The organism is Thalassobaculum litoreum DSM 18839 (genome assembly GCF_900102465.1).
Classification (GTDB): Bacteria; Pseudomonadota; Alphaproteobacteria; order Thalassobaculales; family Thalassobaculaceae; genus Thalassobaculum; species Thalassobaculum litoreum.
Genome location: NZ_FNBW01000006.1, coordinates 24253 through 45508, shown reverse-complemented (window position 1 = coordinate 45508; position 21256 = coordinate 24253). Strand labels below are relative to the sequence as shown.

At 66.0% G+C, this 21256-nt stretch carries 27 protein-coding genes and 2 pseudogenes; 11 read left to right on the top strand and 18 right to left on the bottom strand.

Going from position 1 to position 21256, the window contains the following annotated elements; all coding sequences use genetic code 11:
• Window positions 1-3 precede the first annotated feature (3 nt).
• A complete protein-coding gene (locus BLS34_RS10620; RefSeq protein WP_169400902.1) occupies window positions 4-1206 on the bottom strand; it encodes a penicillin-binding protein activator in 1203 nt (400 codons plus the stop codon).
• A gap of 110 nt (window positions 1207-1316) precedes the next feature.
• Here BLS34_RS10620 and BLS34_RS10615 point away from each other — a divergent pair, with 110 nt between their 5' ends.
• The 4 genes from BLS34_RS10615 to gshB all read left to right on the top strand — a co-directional run bounded on the left by BLS34_RS10615 (window position 1317) and on the right by gshB (window position 4384).
• Complete coding sequence (locus tag BLS34_RS10615; protein WP_425441427.1) at window positions 1317-1811, top strand: YraN family protein; 495 nt, start codon at window positions 1317-1319, stop codon at window positions 1809-1811.
• Window positions 1812-1865: 54 nt separating this feature from the next.
• Window positions 1866-2513: a BON domain-containing protein gene (locus BLS34_RS10610; RefSeq protein ID WP_175474179.1), complete on the top strand. Its 648-nt coding sequence runs from the start codon at window positions 1866-1868 to the stop codon at window positions 2511-2513.
• Entirely contained in the window at window positions 2510-3358 is an 849-nt protein-coding gene (locus BLS34_RS10605; RefSeq protein WP_093150175.1) for a transglutaminase family protein, read from the top strand. Before BLS34_RS10610 ends, BLS34_RS10605 begins: the two co-directional genes overlap by 4 nt.
• An 87-nt stretch (window positions 3359-3445) precedes the next feature.
• Window positions 3446-4384 (top strand): glutathione synthase, encoded by a 939-nt coding sequence (gshB, locus tag BLS34_RS10600; protein WP_028796145.1) that lies wholly within the window; start codon window positions 3446-3448, stop codon window positions 4382-4384.
• 212 nt (window positions 4385-4596) lie between these two features.
• Here the strand turns inward: gshB and BLS34_RS10595 are convergent, their stop codons facing one another.
• The 4 genes and pseudogenes from BLS34_RS10595 to BLS34_RS10580 all read right to left on the bottom strand — a co-directional run.
• A complete protein-coding gene (locus BLS34_RS10595; protein ID WP_038015705.1) occupies window positions 4597-5022 on the bottom strand; it encodes a DUF7282 domain-containing protein in 426 nt (141 codons plus the stop codon).
• 128 nt (window positions 5023-5150) lie between these two features.
• A complete protein-coding gene (locus tag BLS34_RS10590) occupies window positions 5151-5900 on the bottom strand; it encodes an anti-sigma factor (protein ID WP_093150172.1) in 750 nt (249 codons plus the stop codon).
• Window positions 5897-6445, bottom strand: a complete 549-nt coding sequence (locus BLS34_RS10585; RefSeq protein ID WP_093150170.1) for a sigma-70 family RNA polymerase sigma factor — start codon at window positions 6443-6445, stop codon at window positions 5897-5899. Before BLS34_RS10585 ends, BLS34_RS10590 begins: the two co-directional genes overlap by 4 nt.
• A 114-nt stretch (window positions 6446-6559) precedes the next feature.
• Window positions 6560-7171 (bottom strand): annotated as a pseudogene (locus tag BLS34_RS10580) (ATP-binding protein); the annotation flags it as partial.
• A 62-nt stretch (window positions 7172-7233) separates the two neighbouring features.
• Between BLS34_RS10580 and BLS34_RS10575 the strand changes: the two are divergent.
• The 4 genes from BLS34_RS10575 to BLS34_RS25850 all read left to right on the top strand — a co-directional run bounded on the left by BLS34_RS10575 (window position 7234) and on the right by BLS34_RS25850 (window position 8621).
• Window positions 7234-7668 (top strand): hypothetical protein, encoded by a 435-nt coding sequence (locus tag BLS34_RS10575; RefSeq protein WP_093150166.1) that lies wholly within the window; start codon window positions 7234-7236, stop codon window positions 7666-7668.
• Between the two features lie 156 nt (window positions 7669-7824).
• Window positions 7825-8142: a hypothetical protein gene (locus tag BLS34_RS25370; RefSeq protein WP_139189228.1), complete on the top strand. Its 318-nt coding sequence runs from the start codon at window positions 7825-7827 to the stop codon at window positions 8140-8142.
• A 4-nt stretch (window positions 8143-8146) separates the two neighbouring features.
• Window positions 8147-8491, top strand: a complete 345-nt coding sequence (locus tag BLS34_RS25365) for a hypothetical protein (RefSeq protein WP_139189226.1) — start codon at window positions 8147-8149, stop codon at window positions 8489-8491.
• Window positions 8460-8621 carry a hypothetical protein gene (locus tag BLS34_RS25850; protein WP_175474178.1) on the top strand — a complete coding sequence of 54 codons (162 nt, stop codon included), beginning with the start codon at window positions 8460-8462 and terminating at the stop codon, window positions 8619-8621. The genes BLS34_RS25365 and BLS34_RS25850 overlap by 32 nt, the downstream gene beginning before the upstream one ends.
• Before the next feature lie 30 nt (window positions 8622-8651).
• On the opposite strand, the gene BLS34_RS10570 is transcribed toward BLS34_RS25850, so the two are convergent.
• Window positions 8652-9605 carry an IS1595 family transposase gene (locus BLS34_RS10570; RefSeq protein ID WP_093150164.1) on the bottom strand — a complete coding sequence of 318 codons (954 nt, stop codon included), beginning with the start codon at window positions 9603-9605 and terminating at the stop codon, window positions 8652-8654.
• Window positions 9606-9718: 113 nt separating this feature from the next.
• On the opposite strand from BLS34_RS10570, the gene BLS34_RS10565 reads away from it, so the two are divergent.
• Window positions 9719-9949, top strand: a complete 231-nt coding sequence (locus BLS34_RS10565; protein ID WP_093150161.1) for a DUF6471 domain-containing protein — start codon at window positions 9719-9721, stop codon at window positions 9947-9949.
• Here the strand turns inward: BLS34_RS10565 and BLS34_RS25360 are convergent.
• The 10 genes and pseudogenes from BLS34_RS25360 to hisB form a co-directional block, all read right to left on the bottom strand.
• Complete coding sequence (locus BLS34_RS25360) at window positions 9946-11343, bottom strand: hypothetical protein (protein WP_139189224.1); 1398 nt, start codon at window positions 11341-11343, stop codon at window positions 9946-9948. The genes BLS34_RS10565 and BLS34_RS25360 overlap by 4 nt on opposite strands.
• A 226-nt stretch (window positions 11344-11569) precedes the next feature.
• Window positions 11570-12490, bottom strand: a pseudogene (locus BLS34_RS10555) (ATP-binding protein); the annotation flags it as partial.
• A gap of 118 nt (window positions 12491-12608) precedes the next feature.
• Complete coding sequence (locus BLS34_RS10550; RefSeq protein ID WP_175474177.1) at window positions 12609-13874, bottom strand: pentapeptide repeat-containing protein; 1266 nt, start codon at window positions 13872-13874, stop codon at window positions 12609-12611.
• Between the two features lie 283 nt (window positions 13875-14157).
• Window positions 14158-14520 carry a histidine triad nucleotide-binding protein gene (locus tag BLS34_RS10545; protein ID WP_028796139.1) on the bottom strand — a complete coding sequence of 121 codons (363 nt, stop codon included), beginning with the start codon at window positions 14518-14520 and terminating at the stop codon, window positions 14158-14160.
• Window positions 14517-14855 (bottom strand): phosphoribosyl-ATP diphosphatase, encoded by a 339-nt coding sequence (locus tag BLS34_RS10540; protein WP_028796138.1) that lies wholly within the window; start codon window positions 14853-14855, stop codon window positions 14517-14519. Before BLS34_RS10540 ends, BLS34_RS10545 begins: the two co-directional genes overlap by 4 nt.
• 7 nt (window positions 14856-14862) lie before the next feature.
• Entirely contained in the window at window positions 14863-15627 is a 765-nt protein-coding gene (gene hisF / locus BLS34_RS10535; RefSeq protein WP_028796137.1) for an imidazole glycerol phosphate synthase subunit HisF, read from the bottom strand.
• Complete coding sequence (gene hisA / locus BLS34_RS10530) at window positions 15627-16361, bottom strand: 1-(5-phosphoribosyl)-5-[(5-phosphoribosylamino)methylideneamino]imidazole-4-carboxamide isomerase (protein ID WP_028796136.1); 735 nt, start codon at window positions 16359-16361, stop codon at window positions 15627-15629. The genes hisF and hisA overlap by 1 nt, the downstream gene beginning before the upstream one ends.
• Complete coding sequence (locus BLS34_RS10525) at window positions 16358-16945, bottom strand: GNAT family N-acetyltransferase (protein WP_051245174.1); 588 nt, start codon at window positions 16943-16945, stop codon at window positions 16358-16360. The genes hisA and BLS34_RS10525 overlap by 4 nt, the downstream gene beginning before the upstream one ends.
• Window positions 16942-17601 (bottom strand): imidazole glycerol phosphate synthase subunit HisH, encoded by a 660-nt coding sequence (gene hisH / locus BLS34_RS10520; protein ID WP_093150153.1) that lies wholly within the window; start codon window positions 17599-17601, stop codon window positions 16942-16944. The genes BLS34_RS10525 and hisH overlap by 4 nt, the downstream gene beginning before the upstream one ends.
• Window positions 17602-17608: 7 nt before the next feature.
• Window positions 17609-18208, bottom strand: coding sequence for an imidazoleglycerol-phosphate dehydratase HisB (gene hisB, locus BLS34_RS10515; protein WP_093150152.1), 600 nt, complete (start codon window positions 18206-18208; stop codon window positions 17609-17611).
• Window positions 18209-18344: 136 nt separating this feature from the next.
• On the opposite strand from hisB, the gene hslV reads away from it, so the two are divergent.
• Both hslV and hslU read left to right on the top strand, forming a co-directional pair.
• Entirely contained in the window at window positions 18345-18890 is a 546-nt protein-coding gene (gene hslV / locus BLS34_RS10510; RefSeq protein WP_028796133.1) for an ATP-dependent protease subunit HslV, read from the top strand.
• The gene (gene hslU, locus BLS34_RS10505) at window positions 18887-20200 is read left to right on the top strand and encodes an ATP-dependent protease ATPase subunit HslU (protein ID WP_093150149.1); all 1314 of its coding nucleotides are present in this window, start codon (window positions 18887-18889) and stop codon (window positions 20198-20200) included. Before hslV ends, hslU begins: the two co-directional genes overlap by 4 nt.
• Before the next feature lie 205 nt (window positions 20201-20405).
• Here the strand turns inward: hslU and BLS34_RS10500 are convergent, their stop codons facing one another.
• Window positions 20406-20759: a helix-turn-helix domain-containing protein gene (locus BLS34_RS10500; RefSeq protein ID WP_093150147.1), complete on the bottom strand. Its 354-nt coding sequence runs from the start codon at window positions 20757-20759 to the stop codon at window positions 20406-20408.
• Entirely contained in the window at window positions 20756-21148 is a 393-nt protein-coding gene (locus BLS34_RS25845; RefSeq protein ID WP_175474176.1) for a Smr/MutS family protein, read from the bottom strand. The genes BLS34_RS10500 and BLS34_RS25845 overlap by 4 nt, the downstream gene beginning before the upstream one ends.
• Window positions 21149-21256: the final 108 nt, after the last annotated feature.

Here is a 21256-nt window from a genome sequence, read left to right as displayed (position 1 = left end):
GGCTCAGTTGATCGCCGCCGAGAAGCTGGTCGGCGCCGGGTCCACCCGCTCGAACCCGTTGGCGGTCAGCCGCAGGACGGCGAGGCCGCGCTGGTTGGTCCCGTCGATCAGCAGGCGGAACAGCCCGTCGGCCCCGTTGAAGCCCGACGGCTGGGTCAGGGTCTCCACCGAGAAGCCGTCGCCATCCGGCTGGCGGGCCAGCACGGCCGCCAGGCCCACCGCGTCATAGGCCAGCGAGGCGAGGCCGTGGGGGGCGCCGCCATGCACCGCGCGGTAGCGGTCGACGAAGGGCTTGCGGCCGGCCGGGTCCGGGGCCGCGAACCAGCCGCCCACCAGGGTCGGCTCCCGGCCCAGGGCAGGGTCGGCCCACAACGCGGTGCCCAGATACTTCACCTTGTTCGGGTCGATGTCATAGTAAGCCATCAGCGGCGCCAGATTGAGGATGTTCTGCCCACCCTCGGGCACGAGGACCGCGTCGTAGCCGGCTTCCCCGCCGGCCGCGAAGCTCTTGACCGTCTCGGAGAGCGAGGTCGAGGAGCCCGGCGTGTAGGACCGCATCCGGCTGATTGTCGCCCCGGTCTTCGCCGCGGTGTCCCGCGCCGCCTGCATCGCTTCGAACCCGTAGGCATTGGACGGCGCCAGGACGCCGATGCGGCTATAGCCGTTGGCGGCGGCATAGCGGATCACCCGCTCGACCTGCTCGCCCGGCAGCAGTCCCAGCACCCACACGCCGTTGCCCGCCGCGGAGCGGTCGTTGGAGAACGACAGCACCGGCACGTTCGCCGCCTGGGCCACCGGACCGACCGCCCGGGCCGAATCGGAGAACAGCGGGCCGATGATCATGTCGGCGCCTTCGCTGATGGCATTGCGGGCGACCCCGACGGCGGTCTGCGGGTCGGAGGCGGTGTCGTAGAAGGCGAGGGCGAAGTCCTCGGTCGCGATGTCGAACAGGGCGAGCTCGGCGGCATTGCGCAGCGCCTTGCCCACCGTCGCGGCCCGGCCGGTGAGCGGCAGCAGCAGCGCAACCTTGGGCGGACCGGTCCGATCGGGGATGGTGACGCCTCCGGGGACCGGCTGGTTCGGCTGCAGATCCAGGCTCGACGGCGGCGGGGCTTCGGAGGTCTTGGGCGGTGGCGCGGTCTCGACCCGCTCGCTCGGCGCCTCCGGCTGCTTTGCGCTTGAACATGCCGCCAGAACTGCAACCATGACGGCCAACGTCGCGAAAAGCCCCGCCCGCCGTGTCCGGAACCTCATCATGCAGCTTTCCTCCGCTTTGGTCGAAACCCACGGGTTCCTGAAATCTGGCCGGTCAGACCGTGGCCGACGCTAATCGACACGCGCCGTCAAGTAAACGTGGCGACACGAGCGCCAGTTCCGTCACTCAAGCATCAATTACTCAAGCCCGAATTACTCAAGCACAGGAAGATGACAGGATCGCGGCAGCCGGCCGCCGGCGGCGCCGGCGCGCCCAGTCCTGGGGCCTGGCGGCGGAGACCTGGGCCGCCCTCTGGCTGCGCCTGAAGGGCTATCGGGTCCTCGCCCGACGCGAACGCACGCCGGCCGGGGAGATCGATCTGGTGGTCCGGCGCGGCGATGTTCTCGTCGCCGTCGAGGTCAAGGCCCGGCGCAGTCTGGCCGCCGCCGTCGATGCCGTTTCGACCCGACAGCGGCTGCGCATCGCCCGCGCCCTGGCACTGGTCGCGGGCAGGGATCCGACCCTGTCCGGCCTGGGCCGACGCCTGGACCTGGTGATCGTGCGCCCCTGGCGCCTGCCGATCCATCTGGTCGACGTGCACCGCGACAACCGGTGACGGACGGCCGCGAAACCCCTAAGTATGGAACCGACGTCACTGGAGTACGCATCGATGCCGCAGAAACCCGTTCGCCAGCGCCCCCTGTTCCCCCGCCCCGTCTCGCGCCGCTCCCCCCGCGCGCGCCTTGGCGCAGCGCTGATCGTGCTGGCCGCCCTGGCGGTGCCCCTGGCCGGATGCTCGCCCGTGGGGATGGCCGTGGGTGCCGGTGCCGCCGGCGCCACCGCCGCGCAGACCGAGAAGGGCTTCACCCGCTCCGTCGATGACAGCCGCATCCGCCTGCAGCTCAACGCCAAGTTCTTCGAGACCAACTACGACCTGTTCGCCGACGTCTCCTTCACCGTCGACCAGGGCCGGGTGCTGCTGACCGGCACGGTGGAGGATCCGGAGGACCGGGTGACCGCCACCCGCCTCGCCTGGAGCGCCGACGGCGTGGTCGAGGTGATCAACGAGCTGCAGGTCACCGACCAGTCCTCGCTGACCGATTTCGGTCGCGACACGCGGATCGGCACCGAGCTGCGGCTCAAGCTGCTGGCCGACGACAAGATCGCCTCCATCAACTACTCGATCGAGGTGGTGAACCAGACCGTCTACATCATGGGCATCGCCCGCTCCCAGGCCGAGCTCGGCAGGGCGATCGGCCATGCCCGCAACATTCCCTATGTGCGCGGCGTGGTCGACTACGTGACGGTGCGCCCGTGACCGCAGACCCGCAGGCCGGACTGACCGTCGAGACGGCGGGGGCGCTGCTGGACGAGGCCGCCGCCGCATGCGCCGCCGATCCGAACGCCCGGCTCGACATGGCGCGGCTCGGGCTCGCCCTGTCGGTCCTGGCCCACCCGGAGCCGGAGGTGAGGCCCCAGCTCTCCCATCTGGAGGAGATCGCCGGCAAGGCGGCCAGTCTGGCCGGCCGCGATCCCTCGCAGGTCCTGCCGTCGCTCATGGCCGACGAACTCGGCTATGCCGGCGACACCGACAGCTACGAGGACATGATCAATGCCGACCTGGCCGCGGTGATCGACCGCCGCCGCGGCCTGCCCGTGGCGCTCGGCATCCTGTACTGCCACGCCGCCCGGGCGGCCGGCTGGGACGCGGCCGGGCTGAGCTTCCCGGCGCATTTCCTGATCCGCGTCGACGGACCCGGCGGCCGGCACATCCTCGACCCGTTCCACGGTGGCCGGGCCATGGATGCCGGCACCATGCGCAGCCTGCTGCGCCATATGGGCGCCGGCGAGGACCTGACCGCCGAGCATCATCGGGACGTCGCCGACCGTCTGGTTCTGTTACGCCTGCAGAACAACATCAAGCTGCGCCGGCTGCAGAGCAACGACATCGAGGGCGGGCTCGCCGTGCTGGCCCGGATGCGCCGCCTGGCGCCGGACGTGGCCGCACTGGTCATGGAGGAGGCGGCGATCCTGGCGGAGGGCGGGGCAATCCTGGGCGCCGCCAAGGCCGTGAAGAGTTACCTGGCGGCGGGCTATGGCGCGATTGAGGACCGCACGGAGATGGAGCGGTTCCTGGCGTCGATACAAACCCGCTTGAACTGACCGCCGCGCCGGTCGATTGTCGCGCTGACGCGCACGCCGCACCCACCAAGCCAACGCATCCACCAAGAGTGAGACGGGGAGAGAGCCATGGGCCTTGAGGTCGCGATCCAGATGGACCCGATCGAGCCGGTCAACATCGACGCGGACAGCACCTTCGCCCTGGCGCTGGAAGCGAAGAAGCGCGGACATACACTCTACCACTATCTCCCAAAGCATCTGAGCTTCCGCGACGGCAGGGTCACCGCCCGGGCGGCGGAACTGGACGTGCGCCGGGTCATGGGCGACCACTTCACCCTGGGCGAACGCGGCGTGATGAACCTGGCCGATGTGGACGTGGTGCTGATGCGCCAGGACCCGCCCTTCGACATGTCCTACATCACCGCCACCCATGTGCTGGAGCACATCCACCCAAAGACCCTGGTGGTGAACGACCCGGCCCATGTGCGCAACGCCCCAGAGAAGCTCTTCGTCACCCATTTCGAAGACGTCATGCCGCCGACCCTGATCACGCACGATCCGGAAGAGATCAAGGCGTTCCGCGACGAGCACAAGGACATCATCGTCAAGCCGCTGTTCGGCAACGGCGGCGCCGGCGTGTTCCACATCAAGCCGGGCGACGAGAACCTGAACTCCCTGCTGGAGATCTTCACCCAGATGTTTCGCGAGCCGATCATCGTGCAGACCTACCTGCCGGAGGTCCGCCAGGGCGACAAGCGGGTGATCCTGGTCGACGGCAAGGGTGTGGGCGCCATCAACCGCATCCCGGCGGACGGCGAGGCCCGCTCCAACATGCATGTCGGCGGGCGCGCGGTGAAATGCGAGATGACCCGGCGCGACCACGAGATCTGCGAGATCATCGGCCCGGAACTGAAGAAGCGCGGCCAGATCTTCGTCGGCATCGACGTGATCGGTCGTTACCTGACCGAAATCAACGTGACATCGCCCACCGGCATCCAGGAGCTGAGCCGGTTCGACGGCATCGACGTCCCCGCCATGCTGTGGGACGCGATCGAGGAGAAGCTGTAGGCCGCCAGGTCCGTTGGGGCAGGTGCCCATGCAGGCTTCGGTGACCAGGAACTGCGCGGCGGCCGGACTTGCGGCCGCCACCCATAGCAGCGCCAGGACCGCCGCAACCCGAGCCATGTCTCCCTCCCGATCTGAGAACCGGGAGGGAGTATGAGTATATCAATACTCAACGTCGAAAATTATACTACTCAACCCTGAGTGGTGCCGGCCCGTCACTCGGCGGTGATCACCGTCATGACCAGCTTGCCGTCCGGCTTGATCGGGCCGTCTTCCTTGGCGCCGAGGGTGTACTCAAAAATGCCGGTCTTGGTGCCGCCGGCCTCGCTGTGGACCATGAGCATCAGCATCTCGCCGGATTTCACCGGCTCGGACAGCAGGGCGGTGACATGGGCGTTCTCGCCCTTCTTCAGCGGCGCGTAGCCGACGACCGGCCCGGGCTTGTGGTCGGCGCCGGTGCGGTGAACGACGAGCCAGCCGTTCTCGGGCGCCATCACCTCCATCGCGGTCACCGAGCCCTCGGCGACCGACTGGCCCGACGCCTTGACGCCGGCATGGTCCATGGCCTGGGCGGCACCCAGAGTGAGGCCCGTCAGGAGGACGGAGGCGATCAGGGTGTGTTTCGCGCATTTGACGGTCATGTCGTGAATCCTCGTTCGTCTGTTCTCGGGTGCGCCGGACACAGAGCCCGACGCCGGCTCTCATCGAAGCCGCCCGTAGATACGGAGGATTTCGCGGCGGGTTTCAGGCCCGCGCGATTTTTTGCGGATCAGTCCTCGGCCGGGATCAGCGTGCCGTGCAGGGCCGGACCGGTGGGCTGGCCGGTGGGCGAGCCGCCGGGCGGCTCCAGGCTGATGCCGAAGGTGGCGTTGCGCAGCAGGGCCGGGTCGACCTGATCCAGGCGCTTGCGGGTCGTGCCGGAGACGTCCTCCAGCAGGCCGAGCGACCGCGGGATCGGGGAGATCCCCTCGCCGACGATCCAGAGCTGGTAGGTCTTGTCCGCCACCGGCTCGGCGGTGACCGGGCGGATGGTGAGCTCCCGGCTCTCCAGATCGACCGAGAGCAGGAAGCGCGGCTGGGTATCGCCGTCGTGGAACACCGCCACGAAGGTCCGGGACGGCGGCAGGATCACCTCGCGGACCACAAGCACGCCGGCGAGACAGGCGGCGATCGCCGCCGCGCCGACGGCCGCCGCGCGCCAGCGGCCGAGCCGGCGGCGCATCCGGGCGAGGTCGGTCACCGTTCCGTCCCGGGTTCCGACCCGGGCTCCATCCTGGCCCCCACCCTCCCGGGCGGGTCCGGCGATGGCCGCCTCGATGGCCGGGAACAGGTCCGGCGGCGGCGCGACCGGTGCCACGTCGTCCAGCATCGGCGACAGATGCCGCTCCCACACGGCGATGGCCGCATCCAGCGCCGGCTCCCGTGTCCGCCGGGCCTCAACGGCGACCCGCTCCTCCCGCGTCAGCGTCCCGAGCACGTATTCCGCCGCCGTCAGCTCGATGTCCTCGCGTTCCCTCATGCCGTCAGGCAGTCCCTGAGCTGCTTCAGGCTGCGGTGCAGCCAGGTCTTGATCGTGCCGACGGGCTGGCCGAACCGATCGGCAAGGTCCTGGCGCGACAGCCCGTCCAGATAGGCGAGGCGCACCAAGCTCCCGCGCTCGCCTTCCAGCGCGTCGAGGCAGATCTCCAACCGGCGCCGATCCTCACCTGCCTCCAAGTCGCCAAGGGCCGATCGCGCCGGATCGGCCGCCCGTTCCAGGGCAATGTCGTCCGAGACCGTGGCGACCCGCGCACGGCGCACCTCGTCCAGCGCGCGGTTGCGGGCGATGGTCGCCATCCAGGTGATGGGGGAGGCGCGGGCCGGATCGAAATCGCCTGCCCGCTGCCAGATCTTCACGTACACGTCCTGCACCACCTCGTCGGTCTCGTCCCGTCGCCGCAAGATACGCAGAATGATGCCGTAGAGTTTCGGCGCAGTCGCTTCATACAGGTCGGCGAAGGCCTGCCGATCACCGCCGGCCACGCGGTCAAGCAGCCGCGATATGTCCGAGCTCGACGCGAGCATCGCCCGTATGGCCTCCCAAGATGCGCTTCGGGGCGGGCCCGCCCGGCCACAAAGGTGGTCCGGCCCGACCGAAGTCAAGGGCCGGGCCGGCGATCCCTCCGCTACCCCCGGCAGCTATCCCCCGCGCCCGCGATAGGCCAGGGCTTCGGCCACGTGCACGCGGCAGACCGTCTCCGCCCGGTCCAGATCGGCCAGGGTCCGCGCCACCTTCAGCACCCGATGATAGCCCCGGGCCGAGAGCTGCAGCTTCTCCGCCGCCTGGCGCATCAGCGCCCGGCCCGGTGGGTCCGGCTCGGCCACGGCGGTCAGCAGCTCGCCATTGGCATCGGCGTTGGTGCGTACCGCGCCCGTCGGGTCGAGGCGGCGGTAACGCTCCGTCTGCAGCGCCCGGGCGGCGGCGACCCGGGCGGCGACGGTGGCGCTGCCCTCGGCCGGCGGCGGCAGGGACAGGTCGGCCGCCGACACCGCTTGCACCTCTATTGCCAGATCGAAACGGTCCAGCAGAGGGCCGGACAGCCGGTTCTGGTAGTCGCCGCCGCAACGCGGGGCCCGCGAGCAGGCCCGGTTCGGATCGGCCAGATGGCCGCAGCGGCAGGGGTTCATGGCGGCGACGAGCTGGAACCGGGCGGGGTAGGTGACGTGGTGATTGGCCCGGGCGATCACCGCCTCCCCGGTCTCGATCGGCTGCCGCAGGGCGTCCAGCACCTGACGCGGGAATTCCGGTATTAGGTAGCAAATGCACCTAGAAGCCCCTCAAAATTTTTCCAGGCTTTTCATATGCTTGCCGCATGACAGAACGCCCCAACACAGTCGCAGGACTGATCGAGAAGCGCCGCGAGATATCCGGCCAGATCGAGCACCACCAACGCGCCCTCAACGACCTGATCGTTGACCTGGACCACATAGACCACACCATCCACATGTTTGCCCCGGATCAGGATCTAGCCCTGGTGCAGCCAAAGCAGTTCCCGGCCCGTCACGGGGCCTATCGTGGGGAAATGCAGCGGTTCGTCCTAGGAGCGCTCAGGAACGCGGACAGCGCCGTCACCACGCTGGAAATCGCCATAGAGGTGGTCAAAGGGCGCGGGCTGGACCCGAACGACGCGCGGGCCGTGTCGCTGATCCGCAAGCGGGTGGGGTCATGTATGAACAAGCTAGTCGCAAAGGGCTTGGCGCGGGAGGTTCCGAGCGAAGGGACGTATAAGCAGTGGGTGACGGGATGAGTGAGGTCGGACACCAGATAGGGTGACAATCATTATCTGGTATGACTACCAAACCACCAAAAATCGATATTATTCTTGCGTTGATTGAACTCGAATCGTAAATTCATAACGATTCGGGGGATAAGATAATCGATGTGTATCTGTCCAGAGCCTAATATGTTGCTTGATGTTGCGAGCCGGGTCGCCATCAGCGGTTCCGCATTTGCAGGCTTTACGCTGGTATTTTTGGGCAACGCTATTGCCGGGTACAACAGCTATGAAACAGAACATCAGGGTGCCGTTCGGGCCCAATTTTTGCGTCGTGCGGGACTTTCTCTGGCCGGATTTATATTTGGAGTCTTAGCTAGTGCAACTGCAATATCATATCTTTTCTTTAGCTATGATTGGATTGTTTACACCTCTGTGGCTCTTTTAGGCCTATCGTTTGTTGTGGTGTTAATCGCCGCAATTTGGTCTTACATAACGGTATGGTGAAATAATGGCGCTTACACTTGAAGTAGAACAAAAGCTTGAAAATGCAGGTCTTGTAAGATTTTTTGAGAAAGACAAGGGTGTTTGGCTTGACGTTGCGCAGAGCTCGTACGATTATATTAAGGGTAACTTTCCGGATAAGTCTCCTATTCGACCTGACGACATTCAAGGCTCTTTAAAGGAGGTGTTGAACGTTAACGAGGATTTACAGAAATTTTTGTCCGGAAAGAAGCTAACACAAAAGTATTGGTTTGGTCATTTCGCTGATTTGATTATTGATAGAGTGTGGGGCGAAATAACAACGTCGGATGGAGGATCAGATGGATCTAATGGACAAGGAAAGCAACCGTAAAAAGGCAGCTCATGATTTTGTCGAGCGGGTGGTAAGGGGTATTTACCACCAAAATACCGACGAAGACACAATCCGTGCGGTGGCGGAACGCGTAGAACAAGCCACGCCAAGGCTAGAGGCGATTAGTTGAACTTCTTACCCCCGCCCCAGGCGGGGGTTTTTACTTCTGCCAATAGCCCTTCCACTGCCGCGACACCGGGGCATTGAGCGCAGCGTCCACAACGGCGGTGAACAGCGTACCGTTCGGTACCCGGCGGTGATCCTCACGCCACGCCATTTCGGCGGCATAGGCGTGCAGGTGACGCCCGCTGATGTGATGGTGCTGGCCCCACTCGGCACGGCGCAGACGGGAGAAGTAGCTTTCCGCCTGATTAGTGCAGGCGCCGTCATCCATGAACGCGAGGCTGTGATTGATACGCTTGGTCTCGTAAGTGGCGTGCAGCTCGTCCCAGCCGGACGCCTCGTCAGCGTAGACGGTGGTGCCGCTGGCGACATGGGCGCGGATCGTGGCGACTGACTGGTCCTCAGAGCGGAACACGAACGGCAGGGTGCGCCCGCCACGCTCACGCATGACAACGACAACACGGCGCTTGCCGGTCTGGTTCTCTTTCAGGCGACGATCCTTGCGGTCTTCCTTGCGGTTCTCCGGGCGGACGTGACCGCCGAAATAGGCACCATCAACCTCGACCTCACCGGACAGGGTGGCGTCGGCAGTCTCAGCGGCCATGACTTCGCGGATCTTGTGGAGCAGGACGTATGCCGACTTGTACTGAACATCGAGGTTCCGGCTCATCTGCAGAGCGGACATGCCCTTGGCGCCGTTCACGAACAGAGCGATGGCAAGCAGGATATCGCGCACCGGCAGCTTGCGGCTGGCGAAGATCGTACCGGACGTGATGCTGAACTGGTGGCCGCAGCCCTTGCACTTGAAGATCGGGCGAGACTTGTACTCGTTGACCGCAAAGCAGCCGCAGCGCGGGCAAACCGGCTCGCCGTCAGTGTCGGCCCAACGGATGGCACGGAACAGAGAGCGGGCCTCGTCTTCCGTCATCCGCGCGACCTGAACCACGGACAATGTCCGGGCTTTCGCGCTGAGGAGGAAGTGTTGGGCCATCTGTTGTCGCCATCAAATACGTTACTGTTGTAACGAATATGGAGGCATATTGTAGCGTTGTCAATGGCGTTAGTAACAAATATGATGGCGGTCGTAACGTGATGGATGGCGCCATGAAGACGGACGACAAGTGGATTAGCCTGGTTAAGGGTATTCTCCGCGCAGAGATGACCCGACGAGGCATCACATACGACCAGCTATCAGAGCGATTGGCGGCGAATGGCGTTAACGAAACGCCCGTCAACCTGCGGAACAAGGTGGCGCGCGGCGGCTTCTCGGCGGCGTTCTTTGTGCAATGCCTAAGTGTGATGGGGGCAGTTACGGTGCGCCTGACAGACGACTAAGGCTGCGGCACCGGGATGCGCACGACCGCAACTCGTTGTGAGCCCTGAGATGTGCCACCTTCCTGCACCAATCCGAAGATTGCACCTTCGTCAGAGATGACGTGATCCACCATCTTCGTTTTGGCGTCTGAGGATACGCGCTCCATGTTGTCAGCGCCCACTCTCAGGTCGTTTCCCCGGAGGTCTGTGAACGCGACGAACGCCCGCTCGATGCTGTTCCCGTCGCTTTCCATCCCGCTAAGCGCTACGACATTCAGGCGTGTCGATGCGGCTACTGATGAAGCATAGGTCCGATGAACACCACGAAGGCAATACACGCCGTTCTCTGAGAATGAGGCAACCCGGTTACCATGCGGTCCCACCGCAACCATGAATGCGTCATTACCGAATCCGCCTATTAAGCACACACCATCACTTATGACTGCTGCGCCTGAACAGTTATTTATGAACGCAGGATTAAACGCAGTCTTCAATAGCGCTTTTCCTGAATCGCCAAATCCTGAATCTAGTTTGCCTGTTGCGTCCACCTTTGCAATAAAGCCGTCGGTCTGATGCGCGGCGCTGACGCTCTTGCCTATTATGTAGAATGCCGTTTCTGGGAAAACGCGAACGATTCGCGATGGCCACACAGTCCCGCCCTCAAAAATCGAAATTGGCTGGAAGATTATAGATGAATCGGCCCGCAAATTTATTGGCGTAACGGCTAGGGTCAACATGGATGACTCAAAAGAACTACAAATAGTATAGATTCTTTCGCCGACTTGAACAGCATCCCATCCATAATTCAGTCCAGCTGACATTGGCAGCAGTGTAAATCCGCCACGGCCAAAATCAGAAAATAACGAACCTGTTTTATCGATTCTTACCAAGAACGGATGCGATAGCGCTGTCTCATCTTCGAATGCAGTGCCAACGACAATCATACCGCCTTCATTAAGCGGGACTATCCGTCGTGCATCTGGCCGATATGAGCCAGGAAGAGAAAAAATAATGTATCCGGCGCCATTCTCACCAAATTCTTTATTTCGCTCTCCATTTAACTCAAGCGCGTCGATTCTAATCCGAGATTTCGTCGCGCCGTCATTCAGGCTTTTGACGGAGGATAGCGCGTAGATGGCTGTCGATGTCGCTACGATGGAAACCCCACTTACAGCAGTGGAGCGGTCGCCGAGGCGAACCGTCCAACTCGTCGTCGGGTTCGCCTCGGCGCCTCCGTGCATAAGCGTCTTGGCATCGGATGACGCGGCTTTATCGACCGCGCCCGCCGCCCCAACTGCCCTGCTTTCGCGGTCACGCATATTGTTTCGCCGGATGTCCCATCGGATGAGTGCGAACCCCAGAACGATGAGCAGCAACGAGAGCCATCCGGGAACATTTAGGAGCGCGTCGATCATGACGCCCACCCAGTCTGGGTCCTGCGCCCTAGCAACAAGGAAGTCGACGTCACCGCCGAGTCCAATAAGCCACTTGATCCCGCGGAATATGGGCTCGATGAGGTTGAGTCCTCCGAGCACGCCGATCCAGTGTCGCTTGATCCACCCCATCCCCGCACCATAGCGGGATTTATTCCCGTGTTCATCGCTCCGTTTCCCCTAGGTGCATTTGCTACCTAATACCGGGGAATTCGGCCAGCTCGTCCAGGAACAGCACGCCGCGATGGGCGAGCGACACCTCGCCCGGCTTCGCCCGGATTCCGCCGCCGATCAGAGCGGGACCGGAGCTGGAATGGTGCGGATCGCGGAACGGCCGGCCGCGCTCGATCCGGCCCTCCCGGAGCACGCCGGCCACGGAGCGGATCATCGACACCTCCAGCGCCTCGGCCGGGGTCAGCGGCGGCAGCAGGCCGGGCAGGCGGGCGGCCATCATCGACTTGCCGGCGCCGGGCGGGCCGACCATGAGAAGGTTGTGATTGCCGGCCGCCACCACCTCCAGTGCCCGCTTGGCGGTCTCCTGGCCCTTCACGTCCTTCAGGTCGGGATAATGCGGCTCGGCCTCGACCACCCCGTCCGCCGCCTCGGGCAGCACCTGCACGCCACGCAGATGGTTCAGCAGGGACAGCAGGTCGGGGGCGGCGATCACCTCGATCCCTTCGGCCCAGCGCGCCTCGGGGCCGCAGGCCGCCGGGCAGATCACCCCGCGCCGCCCGCCTGCGGCCGCGGCCACCGCCGCCGGCAGGACGCCCGCCACCGGCGAGATCCGGCCATCCAGCGCCAGTTCGCCCAGCACGATGCGGTCGCCCACATCCTCGACCGACAGCGCGCCCATGGCCACCAGGATGCCCAGCGCCACCGGCAGGTCGAAATGCCCGCCCTCTTTCGGCAGGTCGGCCGGCGCCAGGTTCACCGTGATCCGCTTGTACGGCAGCGCCAGGCCCAGCGCGGAGAGCGCGGCAACAACCCGCTCGCGGCTTTCGGTCACCGCCTTGTCGGCCAGCCCGACCAGGCAGACACCCCCCATGCCGCCGCCGCCGACATGGACCTGGACGTCGACCTCCACCGTGTCGATGCCGCGGAACGCGACCGTCGTCACTCGCGCGCCCATGGGCAGACCTCCCTCGCACCGACACAGCTTCGCCTGCGCCGCAGACCCTATGGGAGAGCCGGGTTCGGATTTGGGCGCCGCAAGGGGCACCGTGGCATGCGCAAGGGGGAGGCGGTGGCTATTCCGCCGCGTTGGGGATCGACCGCGAAAGACCCACGGCACCTTCGAGATCGGCACTCTTCAGGGCGGCGCGGTCCAGCTTTGCGCCGGCCAGGTCGGCATGATGGAAGACGGCGCGGTCGAGGATCGCCTGGCTGAAATCCGCCTTGTGCGCGACCGCACCGACCAGCGACGCTCCCGACAGATCGGCCGGCCATTCGCGCAGAAGCTCCAGTGTCGCCGGCTTCAGGATCTGCATCGGCGTCAGGCGCGCCTGGGTCAGGGTCGCGCCGTCCAACACTGCCCCCTTCAGCGTCGTACCCCGCAGGTCGGCGCCGGTCAGATCGGCGCGCTGCAGCTTGGCGCCGCCCATCAGGGCGAAGCGGAAGGAACAGTGCTTCATATTGGCGCCGGAAAGGTTGGCGCCCTCGAAATCGGCGGCCGAAAGATCGGCGCCGGAGAAATCGAACCCCGCCAGGTCCATGTCGCGGAACAGGCCCCGCTCGCCCCTCTTGCCGCCGGAGCTGATCCACAGGAAATGCTGCACGACCTTGTGCTGCACGTCGGGCGCCATGCTCTCCAGCCCGGTGGCGATCTTGCAGTCGGTCAGGTTGGCGCCACCGAGATCCGCACCGTCGAGGTTGCACGACCGCAGGTCCGATCCCGTGAGGTCGGTGTCCGTCAGCACGGAGTCGGCGAAGTTCACGCCCCGCAGGTTGGATCCCCGCATGTCGGTGCCCTGGAACGAACTCTTCGACAGGTTCGCCTTGTTCAGGTTCACATTGCGCAGCACCGCGCTCTCGAACGCCGTGTTCACGGCCGTCACGCCGGACATGTTGGCGCCGGTCAGGTCGGTGCGGACCACGGTCGCCTCGGAAAGGTCGGCCCGGCTGAGATTCGCGTTCTGCTCGATGGTGCGGTTGAGGTCCTGGATCCGCGCCGGCCTGAGATCGGCATCGGTCAGGTCCGCCGTCATCAGCTTGGCGCCCTTCAGGTTGGCGCCGCGCAGATCCGCCTTCACCAGCTTGGCGCCGGCGAAATCGCACTGCTCCAGCTTGGCGGTCGAGAACTGGGTGGCGTTCAGATTGGAGCCGGCGAAGCTGGCACCGCGCAGATCGGTGCCGTGGAACAGCCCCTGGCGCAGGTCGGTCCCCGCCAGCATCGCGCCACGCAGCGTCTTGTGCCGGAAATCGGCCTGCGCACCGCCGGTATTCTGTTTCAGGAACAGAGCGTGCCGGCGGATCGTCTCCGCCACATCCCAATCGAGATCGTTTGCCCGCTGCATACGAAACCCATACCGACCGCGAGGCTGCGCCGGCGACCTCGCGTGCATTGTCATGACTACGTCTGGTGGAATCTTATGGTTCCGACACTGTCGGAAAGTCCCCACTCGACCTTAACTATGAACCTGCAGGCCGAATTTGTCAAAAGTTTCAGTTTGTTAAGCATATTCGATGACGACCTTTCACAAGATCGTCAACGCTCTTGGCTGAAGAACCCCAGATATGCCCCGGCAAGCGCCATCGTCGGACCGGTGCCGGCAGACCGGCACCCCCAGACCGGCACCCTCAGACCGGCTTGATGATGCGCCCGAGGTTCTGGCCGCCGAACAGGTGCAGATGGAAGTGGGGTACTTCCTGGTTCGCGTCGCGGCCGTGGTTGGAGATGACGCGGTAGCCGTTCTCCTCGATGCCGAGGTCGCGGGCGATCTTGCCGGTGGCGCGCACGAAGGCCGCGATCTCCGCGTCGCTCGCCGTCTCAGCGAAGTCTGCGAAGGAGACATAGGCGCCCTTGGGGATGACCAGGACATGGGTCTGGGCCTGGGGCTGGATATCCCGGAACGCCAGGACGTGCTCGTCCTCGTAGACCGTGTCGTTCGGAATCTCGCCACGCAGGATCTTGGCGAAGATGTTGTTGGGATCGTAGCTCATTCACCCTCTCCGTTCGCTTGTCCGCGGGCAGCCTTCTCGGCCAGACCGGAGGTCCCCTCCCGCGCCTCGAGCTTGGCCCAGACCCGGTCCGGGGTCACCCCCGCCGCGGTCCACAGCACCAGCAGGTGATACAGCAGATCGGCGCTCTCCGACGCCAGCGCCTCGGCATCCCCCCGGGCGGCCTCGATCGCCACTTCCACGGCTTCCTCGCCGACCTTCTGAGCCGATTTCACCGGCCCCTTGGCCAGCAGCTTCGCGGTGTAGCTGGTCTCCGGGTCGCCGCCCTGGCGGGACGCGATGGTGGCGGCGAGCCGGTCGAGGATGTGATCGTTCATCGCAGCCTCAGTCCCCCTGGCGCATGGCGAGACCGGCGGCGGCCATGGCCTCCTTCGCCTCGCTGATCCGGTAGGTGCCGAAATGGAAGATCGACGCGGCGAGCACGGCGCTGGCATGGCCGTCGCGCACGCCGTCGACCAGATGGTCCAGGGTTCCCACCCCGCCGGACGCGATCACCGGCACCGGCACCGCGTCGGAGATGGCGCGGGTCAGCGGAATGTCGAAGCCCTGTTTGGTGCCGTCGCGGTCCATGGAGGTCAGCAGGATCTCGCCGGCGCCGAACTCGGCCATTTGTTGCGCCCACGCAACGGCATCGAGTCCGGTGGCGTTGCGGCCGCCATGGGTGAAGACCTCGAACCGCCCGTCGCCCACGCTCTTGGCGTCGACCGCCACGGTGATGCACTGGCTGCCGAACTTGTGGGCCGCCTGGCGCACGAAGTCGGGGTTGGTCACCGCGGCGGTGTTGATCGACACCTTGTCGGCGCCGGCCAGCAGCAGCTTGCGGATATCCTCCACGCTGCGCACGCCGCCGCCGACGGTCAGCGGCATGAAGCACTGCTCTGCGGTGCGGGCGATGACGTCGAAGATCGTGTCGCGGTTCTCGTGGCTGGCGGTGATGTCGAGGAAGCAGAGCTCGTCCGCCCCTTCCGCATCGTAGAGCTTGGCCTGCTCGACCGGATCGCCGGCATCGATCAGATCGACGAAGTTGACGCCCTTGACCACCCGGCCGTCCTTCACGTCGAGGCAGGGGATGACGCGGACCTTCAGCATCACGCGGCCTCCCCGGCAAGCGCACGCACCGCGCCGACCACATCGACCCGGCCGTCATACAGCGCCCGACCGACGATGGCGCCGGCGACCCCGTCGCCGTCCAGCTTGGCGATCGCCCGCAGGTCCTCCAGCGACGACACCCCGCCCGAGGCGATGACCGGCGTCGACAGGGCTCGGGCCAGCGCGCCGGTCGCCTCCAGGTTCGGACCCTGCAGGGCGCCATCCCGGTCGATATCGGTGAAGATGATGGCGGCCACGCCGGCATCCTCGAATTTCAGCGCCAGGTCGGTGGCGGTGATCTCGGAGGTCTCGGCCCAGCCCTCCACCGCGACCTTGCCGTCCCGCGCGTCGATGCCGACGGCGATCTTGCCGGGATGGTCGCGGCAGGCGGCGATCACCAGCTCGGGATCGCGCAGCGCCACGGTGCCGAGGATGACCCGGCTGATCCCGGCCTCCAGCCAGGTGTCGATATGGGCGCGGCTTCGGATGCCGCCGCCGAGCTGCACCGGCACGTCCACCGCCGACAGGATCGAGCGCACGGCGGCCCCGTTGACCGCCTCGCCGGCGAAGGCGCCGTCCAGGTCGACGACATGGATCCAGGCGCAGCCGGAATCCTGAAACGCCCTGGCCTGGCTCGCCGGGTCTGGGTTGTAGACGGTCGCGGCGGTCATCTCGCCGCGCAGCAGGCGGACGCACTCGCCGCCCTTCAGATCGATGGCAGGATAGAGGATCACGAGGTACCGCCCTCCGTCGTCCCGGTCGGGCCGGTGACCGACAGGTTCTTGAAGTAGTAGAGGCCCCGTACATAGCCGTCGCGGGTCCGGGCATAATACGGATGCTCGCCGAACTTCTGGAAGCCGAGCGCCTCGTAGAGCCGGATCGCCGCGCGCTGGGTCTCGCGCACGTCCAGGTTCATCACCTCGAAGCCGAGTTTGCGGGCGTGGTTCTCGGCGATCTGGGTCAGGTCGCGCGCCAGCCCATGCCCGCGCGCCCAGGGGGCGACGAAGGAGGTGGTGAAGTTGCAGGCGAAGCTCTGCGCCTCGTTGTTGCGCGGCGGACGGTGGAGCTGGGACGAACCGGCGATCACCCCGTCGAGCCGGCCGACGAACAGGTCGCGGTCGGGGATCAGCAGGGTGCCGCGCCAATAGGCCTCCAGCGTCTCGCGCGGCGGCGGCGTCAGCCAGCCGAAGCCGCCGCCGTCGATGATCGCCGCCTCGGCCGCGTCACACAGGTCGTTCAGGTCGCCCACCGAAAGCGCGGTGATGTGCTCGACCAGGGTCGCCGGCTTCGGGGCGAACTGGCTCTGATCGCCGGTCATGGCGTCCATCCGATGAAGTTGGCGATGAGGCGCAGGCCGGTCGCCTGGCTCTTCTCGGGGTGGAACTGGGTTCCGATCATATTGTCCCGGCCGACCATGGCGCAGATCGGGCCGCCGTAATCCACGGTGGCGAGCTGCTGATCGGCGGTCTCAAGGCGCATGGCATAGGAATGGACGAAATAGGCGTGGTGCCCGTCCTCCAGCCCGGCCAGCACCGGATGGTGGCCGCCCTGAACGCTCAGCACGTTCCAGCCCATATGCGGTACCTTGCGCTGACGGCCGTCATCCTCGTCGGCCGGCTCGATCCGGTGGACCTCGCCGTCGATCCAGCCGAAGCCCTCCGTGGTCAGGTGCTCGAACCCGGCCCTGGCCATGAGCTGCATGCCGACGCAGATGCCCAGGAACGGCACCGCCTCGCGGATCACCCGCGCCTCCAGCGTCTCGCGCAGCCCCTGGACCCGCTCGACCCCGTCGCGGCAATCGCCGAAGGCGCCGACCCCCGGAAGGACGATCCGGTCGGCCCGGGCGATGATGCCCAGGTCGTCGGTTACCTGAATGTCGGCGGCCACGCCGGCTTCCCGGGACGACCGCTCGAAAGCCTTCGCCGCCGAGCGGAGGTTCCCCGACCCGTAGTCGATAATCGCGATGGTCTGCATGGCCGCCTCAGTCGCTCCGCAGCGCGCCCTTGGTCGACGGCACGGCGTCGGCCTTGCGCGGGTCGATCTCCACCGCCGCGCGCAGGGCGCGGGCGAGACCCTTGAAACAGGTCTCCACGATATGGTGGCTGTTCTCGCCCTTGAGGGTGTCCACATGCAGGGTGGCGCCCGACGCCTGGGCAAAGGCGCGGAACCACTCCTTGAACAGTTCGGTATCGAAGGTGCCGACCTTCTGGGTCGGGAACACCACGCCCCAGGACAGGAACGGCCGGCCCGACAGGTCGATCGCCACCCGGGTCAGCGCCTCGTCCATCGGCAGCAGGCAGGAGCCGTAGCGGGTGATGCCGCGCCGCTCGCCCAGCGCCTGGGCGATGGCCGAGCCCACCGCATAGCCGGAATCTTCCACCGTGTGGTGATCGTCGATATGCAGATCGCCCTCGGCCTTGACGGTCAGGTCGATCAGGGAATGTCGGGAGAGCTGCTCCAGCATATGGTCGAGGAACCCGATGCCAGTCGCCACGTCATAGGCGCCCGATCCGTCCAGATCGACGGAGGCGGAAATACGGGTCTCATTGGTGTTGCGCTCCACGCGCGCCGTGCGGGCCATGCCACCCTCCCTGGAGAATGGCGGCTGTTTAGCAGGAAGGCCGCCCAGGTGCCAGTCTAAGGCGCCCGCCAGACTTGCTTGAACCGCGCGCGCCGGACATTACATTCGCCTGACCATCGGAATAAGGCAGAACCCCATGAGTGACGATCCGACCCAGTGGCACGGCACGACGATCCTGGCCGTGCGCAAGGGCGGTCGCGTCGTCGTCGCCGGCGACGGGCAGGTGACGTTCGGCAACACCGTGATGAAGGCGACCGCGCGCAAGGTGCGCCGGCTGTCCGGCGGCAACGTGATCGCCGGGTTCGCCGGGGCCACGGCCGACGCCTTCACCCTGTTCGAGCGGCTGGAAGCCAAGCTGGAGCAGCATCCAGGTCAGCTCACCCGCGCCTGCGTCGAGCTGGCCAAGGACTGGCGCACCGACCGCTACCTGCGCCGCCTGGAGGCGATGATGGCCGTGGTCGATGCCGACGTCTCCCTGGTGCTGACCGGCACCGGCGACGTCCTGGAGCCGGAGGACGGGCTGATCGGCATCGGATCCGGCGGATCCTACGCGCTCGCCGCCGCCCGGGCGCTCGCCGACCGGGACGACATGGACGCCGAGGCCATTGCCCGGCGCGCCATGGCGATCGCCGCCGACATCTGCATCTACACCAACGACAACGTAACCGTCGAAGGCCTATGACCGACTTTTCCCCCCGAGAGATCGTCTCCGAGCTCGACCGCTTCATCATCGGTCAGAAGGACGCCAAGCGCGCCGTCGCCATCGCCCTGCGCAACCGCTGGCGCCGCCGGCAGCTGGACGAGGGTCTGCGCGAGGAGATCCTGCCGAAGAACATCCTGATGATCGGCCCGACCGGCGTCGGCAAGACCGAGATCGCCCGCCGGCTCGCCAAGCTGGCGAACGCGCCGTTCCTGAAGGTGGAGGCGACCAAGTTCACCGAGGTCGGCTATGTCGGCCGCGACGTGGAATCCATCATCCGCGACCTGCTGGAGTCCGCCATCACCATGACCCGCGAGCGGATGCGCAAGGAGGTCCACGCCAAGGCCGAACTGCAGGCCGAGGAGCGGGTGATCGACGCCCTGGTCGGCGACAGCGCCAGCCAGGAGACCCGGCAGAAGTTCCGCAAAATGCTGCGCGAGGGCCTGCTTGCAGAGCGCGAGATCGAGATCGACGTGACCAGCGGCGGCGGCGCGCCGGGCATGCCGACCTTCGACATCCCCGGGATGCCCGGCGGCCAGCTCGGCGTGATGAACCTGAACGACATGCTGGGCAAGGCCTTCGGCGGCCAGAGCAAGCGCAAGCGGATGAGCGTGCCGGAGAGCTACGAGGTCCTGGTGCGCCAGGAGGCCGACAAGCTGCTCGACGAGGAGGCGGTCACCCGCGAGGCGATCGAGCTGGTCGAGCAGAACGGTATCGTGTTCCTGGACGAGGTCGACAAGATCGCCCGCTCGGAGGAGCGCAGCAGCGGCGATGTCAGCCGCGAGGGCGTGCAGCGCGACCTGCTGCCGCTGATCGAGGGCACCACCGTCGCCACCAAGCACGGGGCGGTGAAGACCGACTTCATCCTGTTCATCGCCTCGGGCGCCTTCCATCTGGCCAAGCCGTCGGACCTGCTGCCGGAGCTGCAGGGGCGTCTGCCGATCCGGGTCGAGCTGAAAGCGCTGACCCGCGACGATTTCCGCCGCATCCTCACCGAGCCGGAAGCCAGCCTGGTCACCCAGTACAAGGCGCTGATGGGCACCGAAGACGTCACCCTCGACTTCACCGAAGACGCCATCGAAGCCTTGGCCGACATGGCGGTGGACATCAACCGGTCGATCGAGAACCTCGGCGCGCGCCGGCTGCACACGGTGTTGGAAAAGCTGCTGGAGGAGGTGAGCTTCACCGCCTCCGACCGCGGCGGCCAGACGGTCACGGTCGACGCCGCCATGGTGAAGGAACGGGTCGGCGAACTCGCCAAGAACGCCGATCTGAGCCGGTTCATCCTGTAGGGCTCACTCCGTCCCCGTTCTTCCTCACTCCAAACCAATCCGACTTCCTGGAAGGCCCCGGATCCCATCCGGGGGTCTATCCAGGATCCTGTGACGAACTCTTGGGCACGATCCTGGATCGATCCCTGAATCAAGGTCAGGGGTCGTCCAGGAAGTCGGGAATGAGGGAAGTTATTCAGTAATTACGATTCCGAAACTAACGCCCTCACAGATCCCGCAGCTCCGCCAGCAGCGTGTCGATCCGGCTGTCGTCCAACTCCCGGATCCGCACCGCCATCAGGTTCGCCAGCTCCGTCGCCTTCGGACTGAGGCCGCCGGTGTCGAGCACCACGCGGGGACGCGAGATCTCCGACAGGCGGCGCAGTTCTTCCGCCTCTTCCCAGTCCAGGTTCAGGCAGGCATTCACCAGCTCCAGGAATCCGGAGCGGGGCCGGGCGCGCTTGCCGTGCTCCACCGCGGAGAGATAGGCCGCCGACACGCCGAGCCCCTCGGCCATGACCGCCAGCGTCAGGCCGCGGCTCTCGCGCAGATCGCGCAGACGCTGGCCGAGCGGCGTCACGTCTCGTCCAGCCCGCCGCGCGTGCGGTCGCGTCGCCGGCGCAGCAGTACGTACCAGGCGCCCTTGCCGCCGTCCTGCGGTTGGGCCGGCGTGAAGGCGAGAATCCTCTCTTTATTGGGATAGTCGCCCAGCCAGCCCGGCAGCGCCCGGCGGATCACGCCGATTTCCCGGTCGTCGCGGCCCCAGGGGACGTCATATCTCGGCGCCTGCCAGTCCGGCCGCCCCTTGCCGGTGATCACCAGCACGCAGCGCCGGCCCAGGGCCTCCTGGCGGGCAAGGAAGCCGTTCAGCGTCACATGGGCTTTTTCCCGCGACAGGCCGTGCAGGTCGATGCGCGCCTCGATCGGCAGCTGGCCCCGCTTCAGACGAAGCTGCAGACGCCGGTCCATGCCAGGCGCCCCGCCATGGGCGAGATCCCGCAGATCCGACGGCGCGATTTCCGGCGGCGCGGGGGGCGGGGGAGGTGGCGAATACGCGACGGTCCCTGCAGGTTTCTG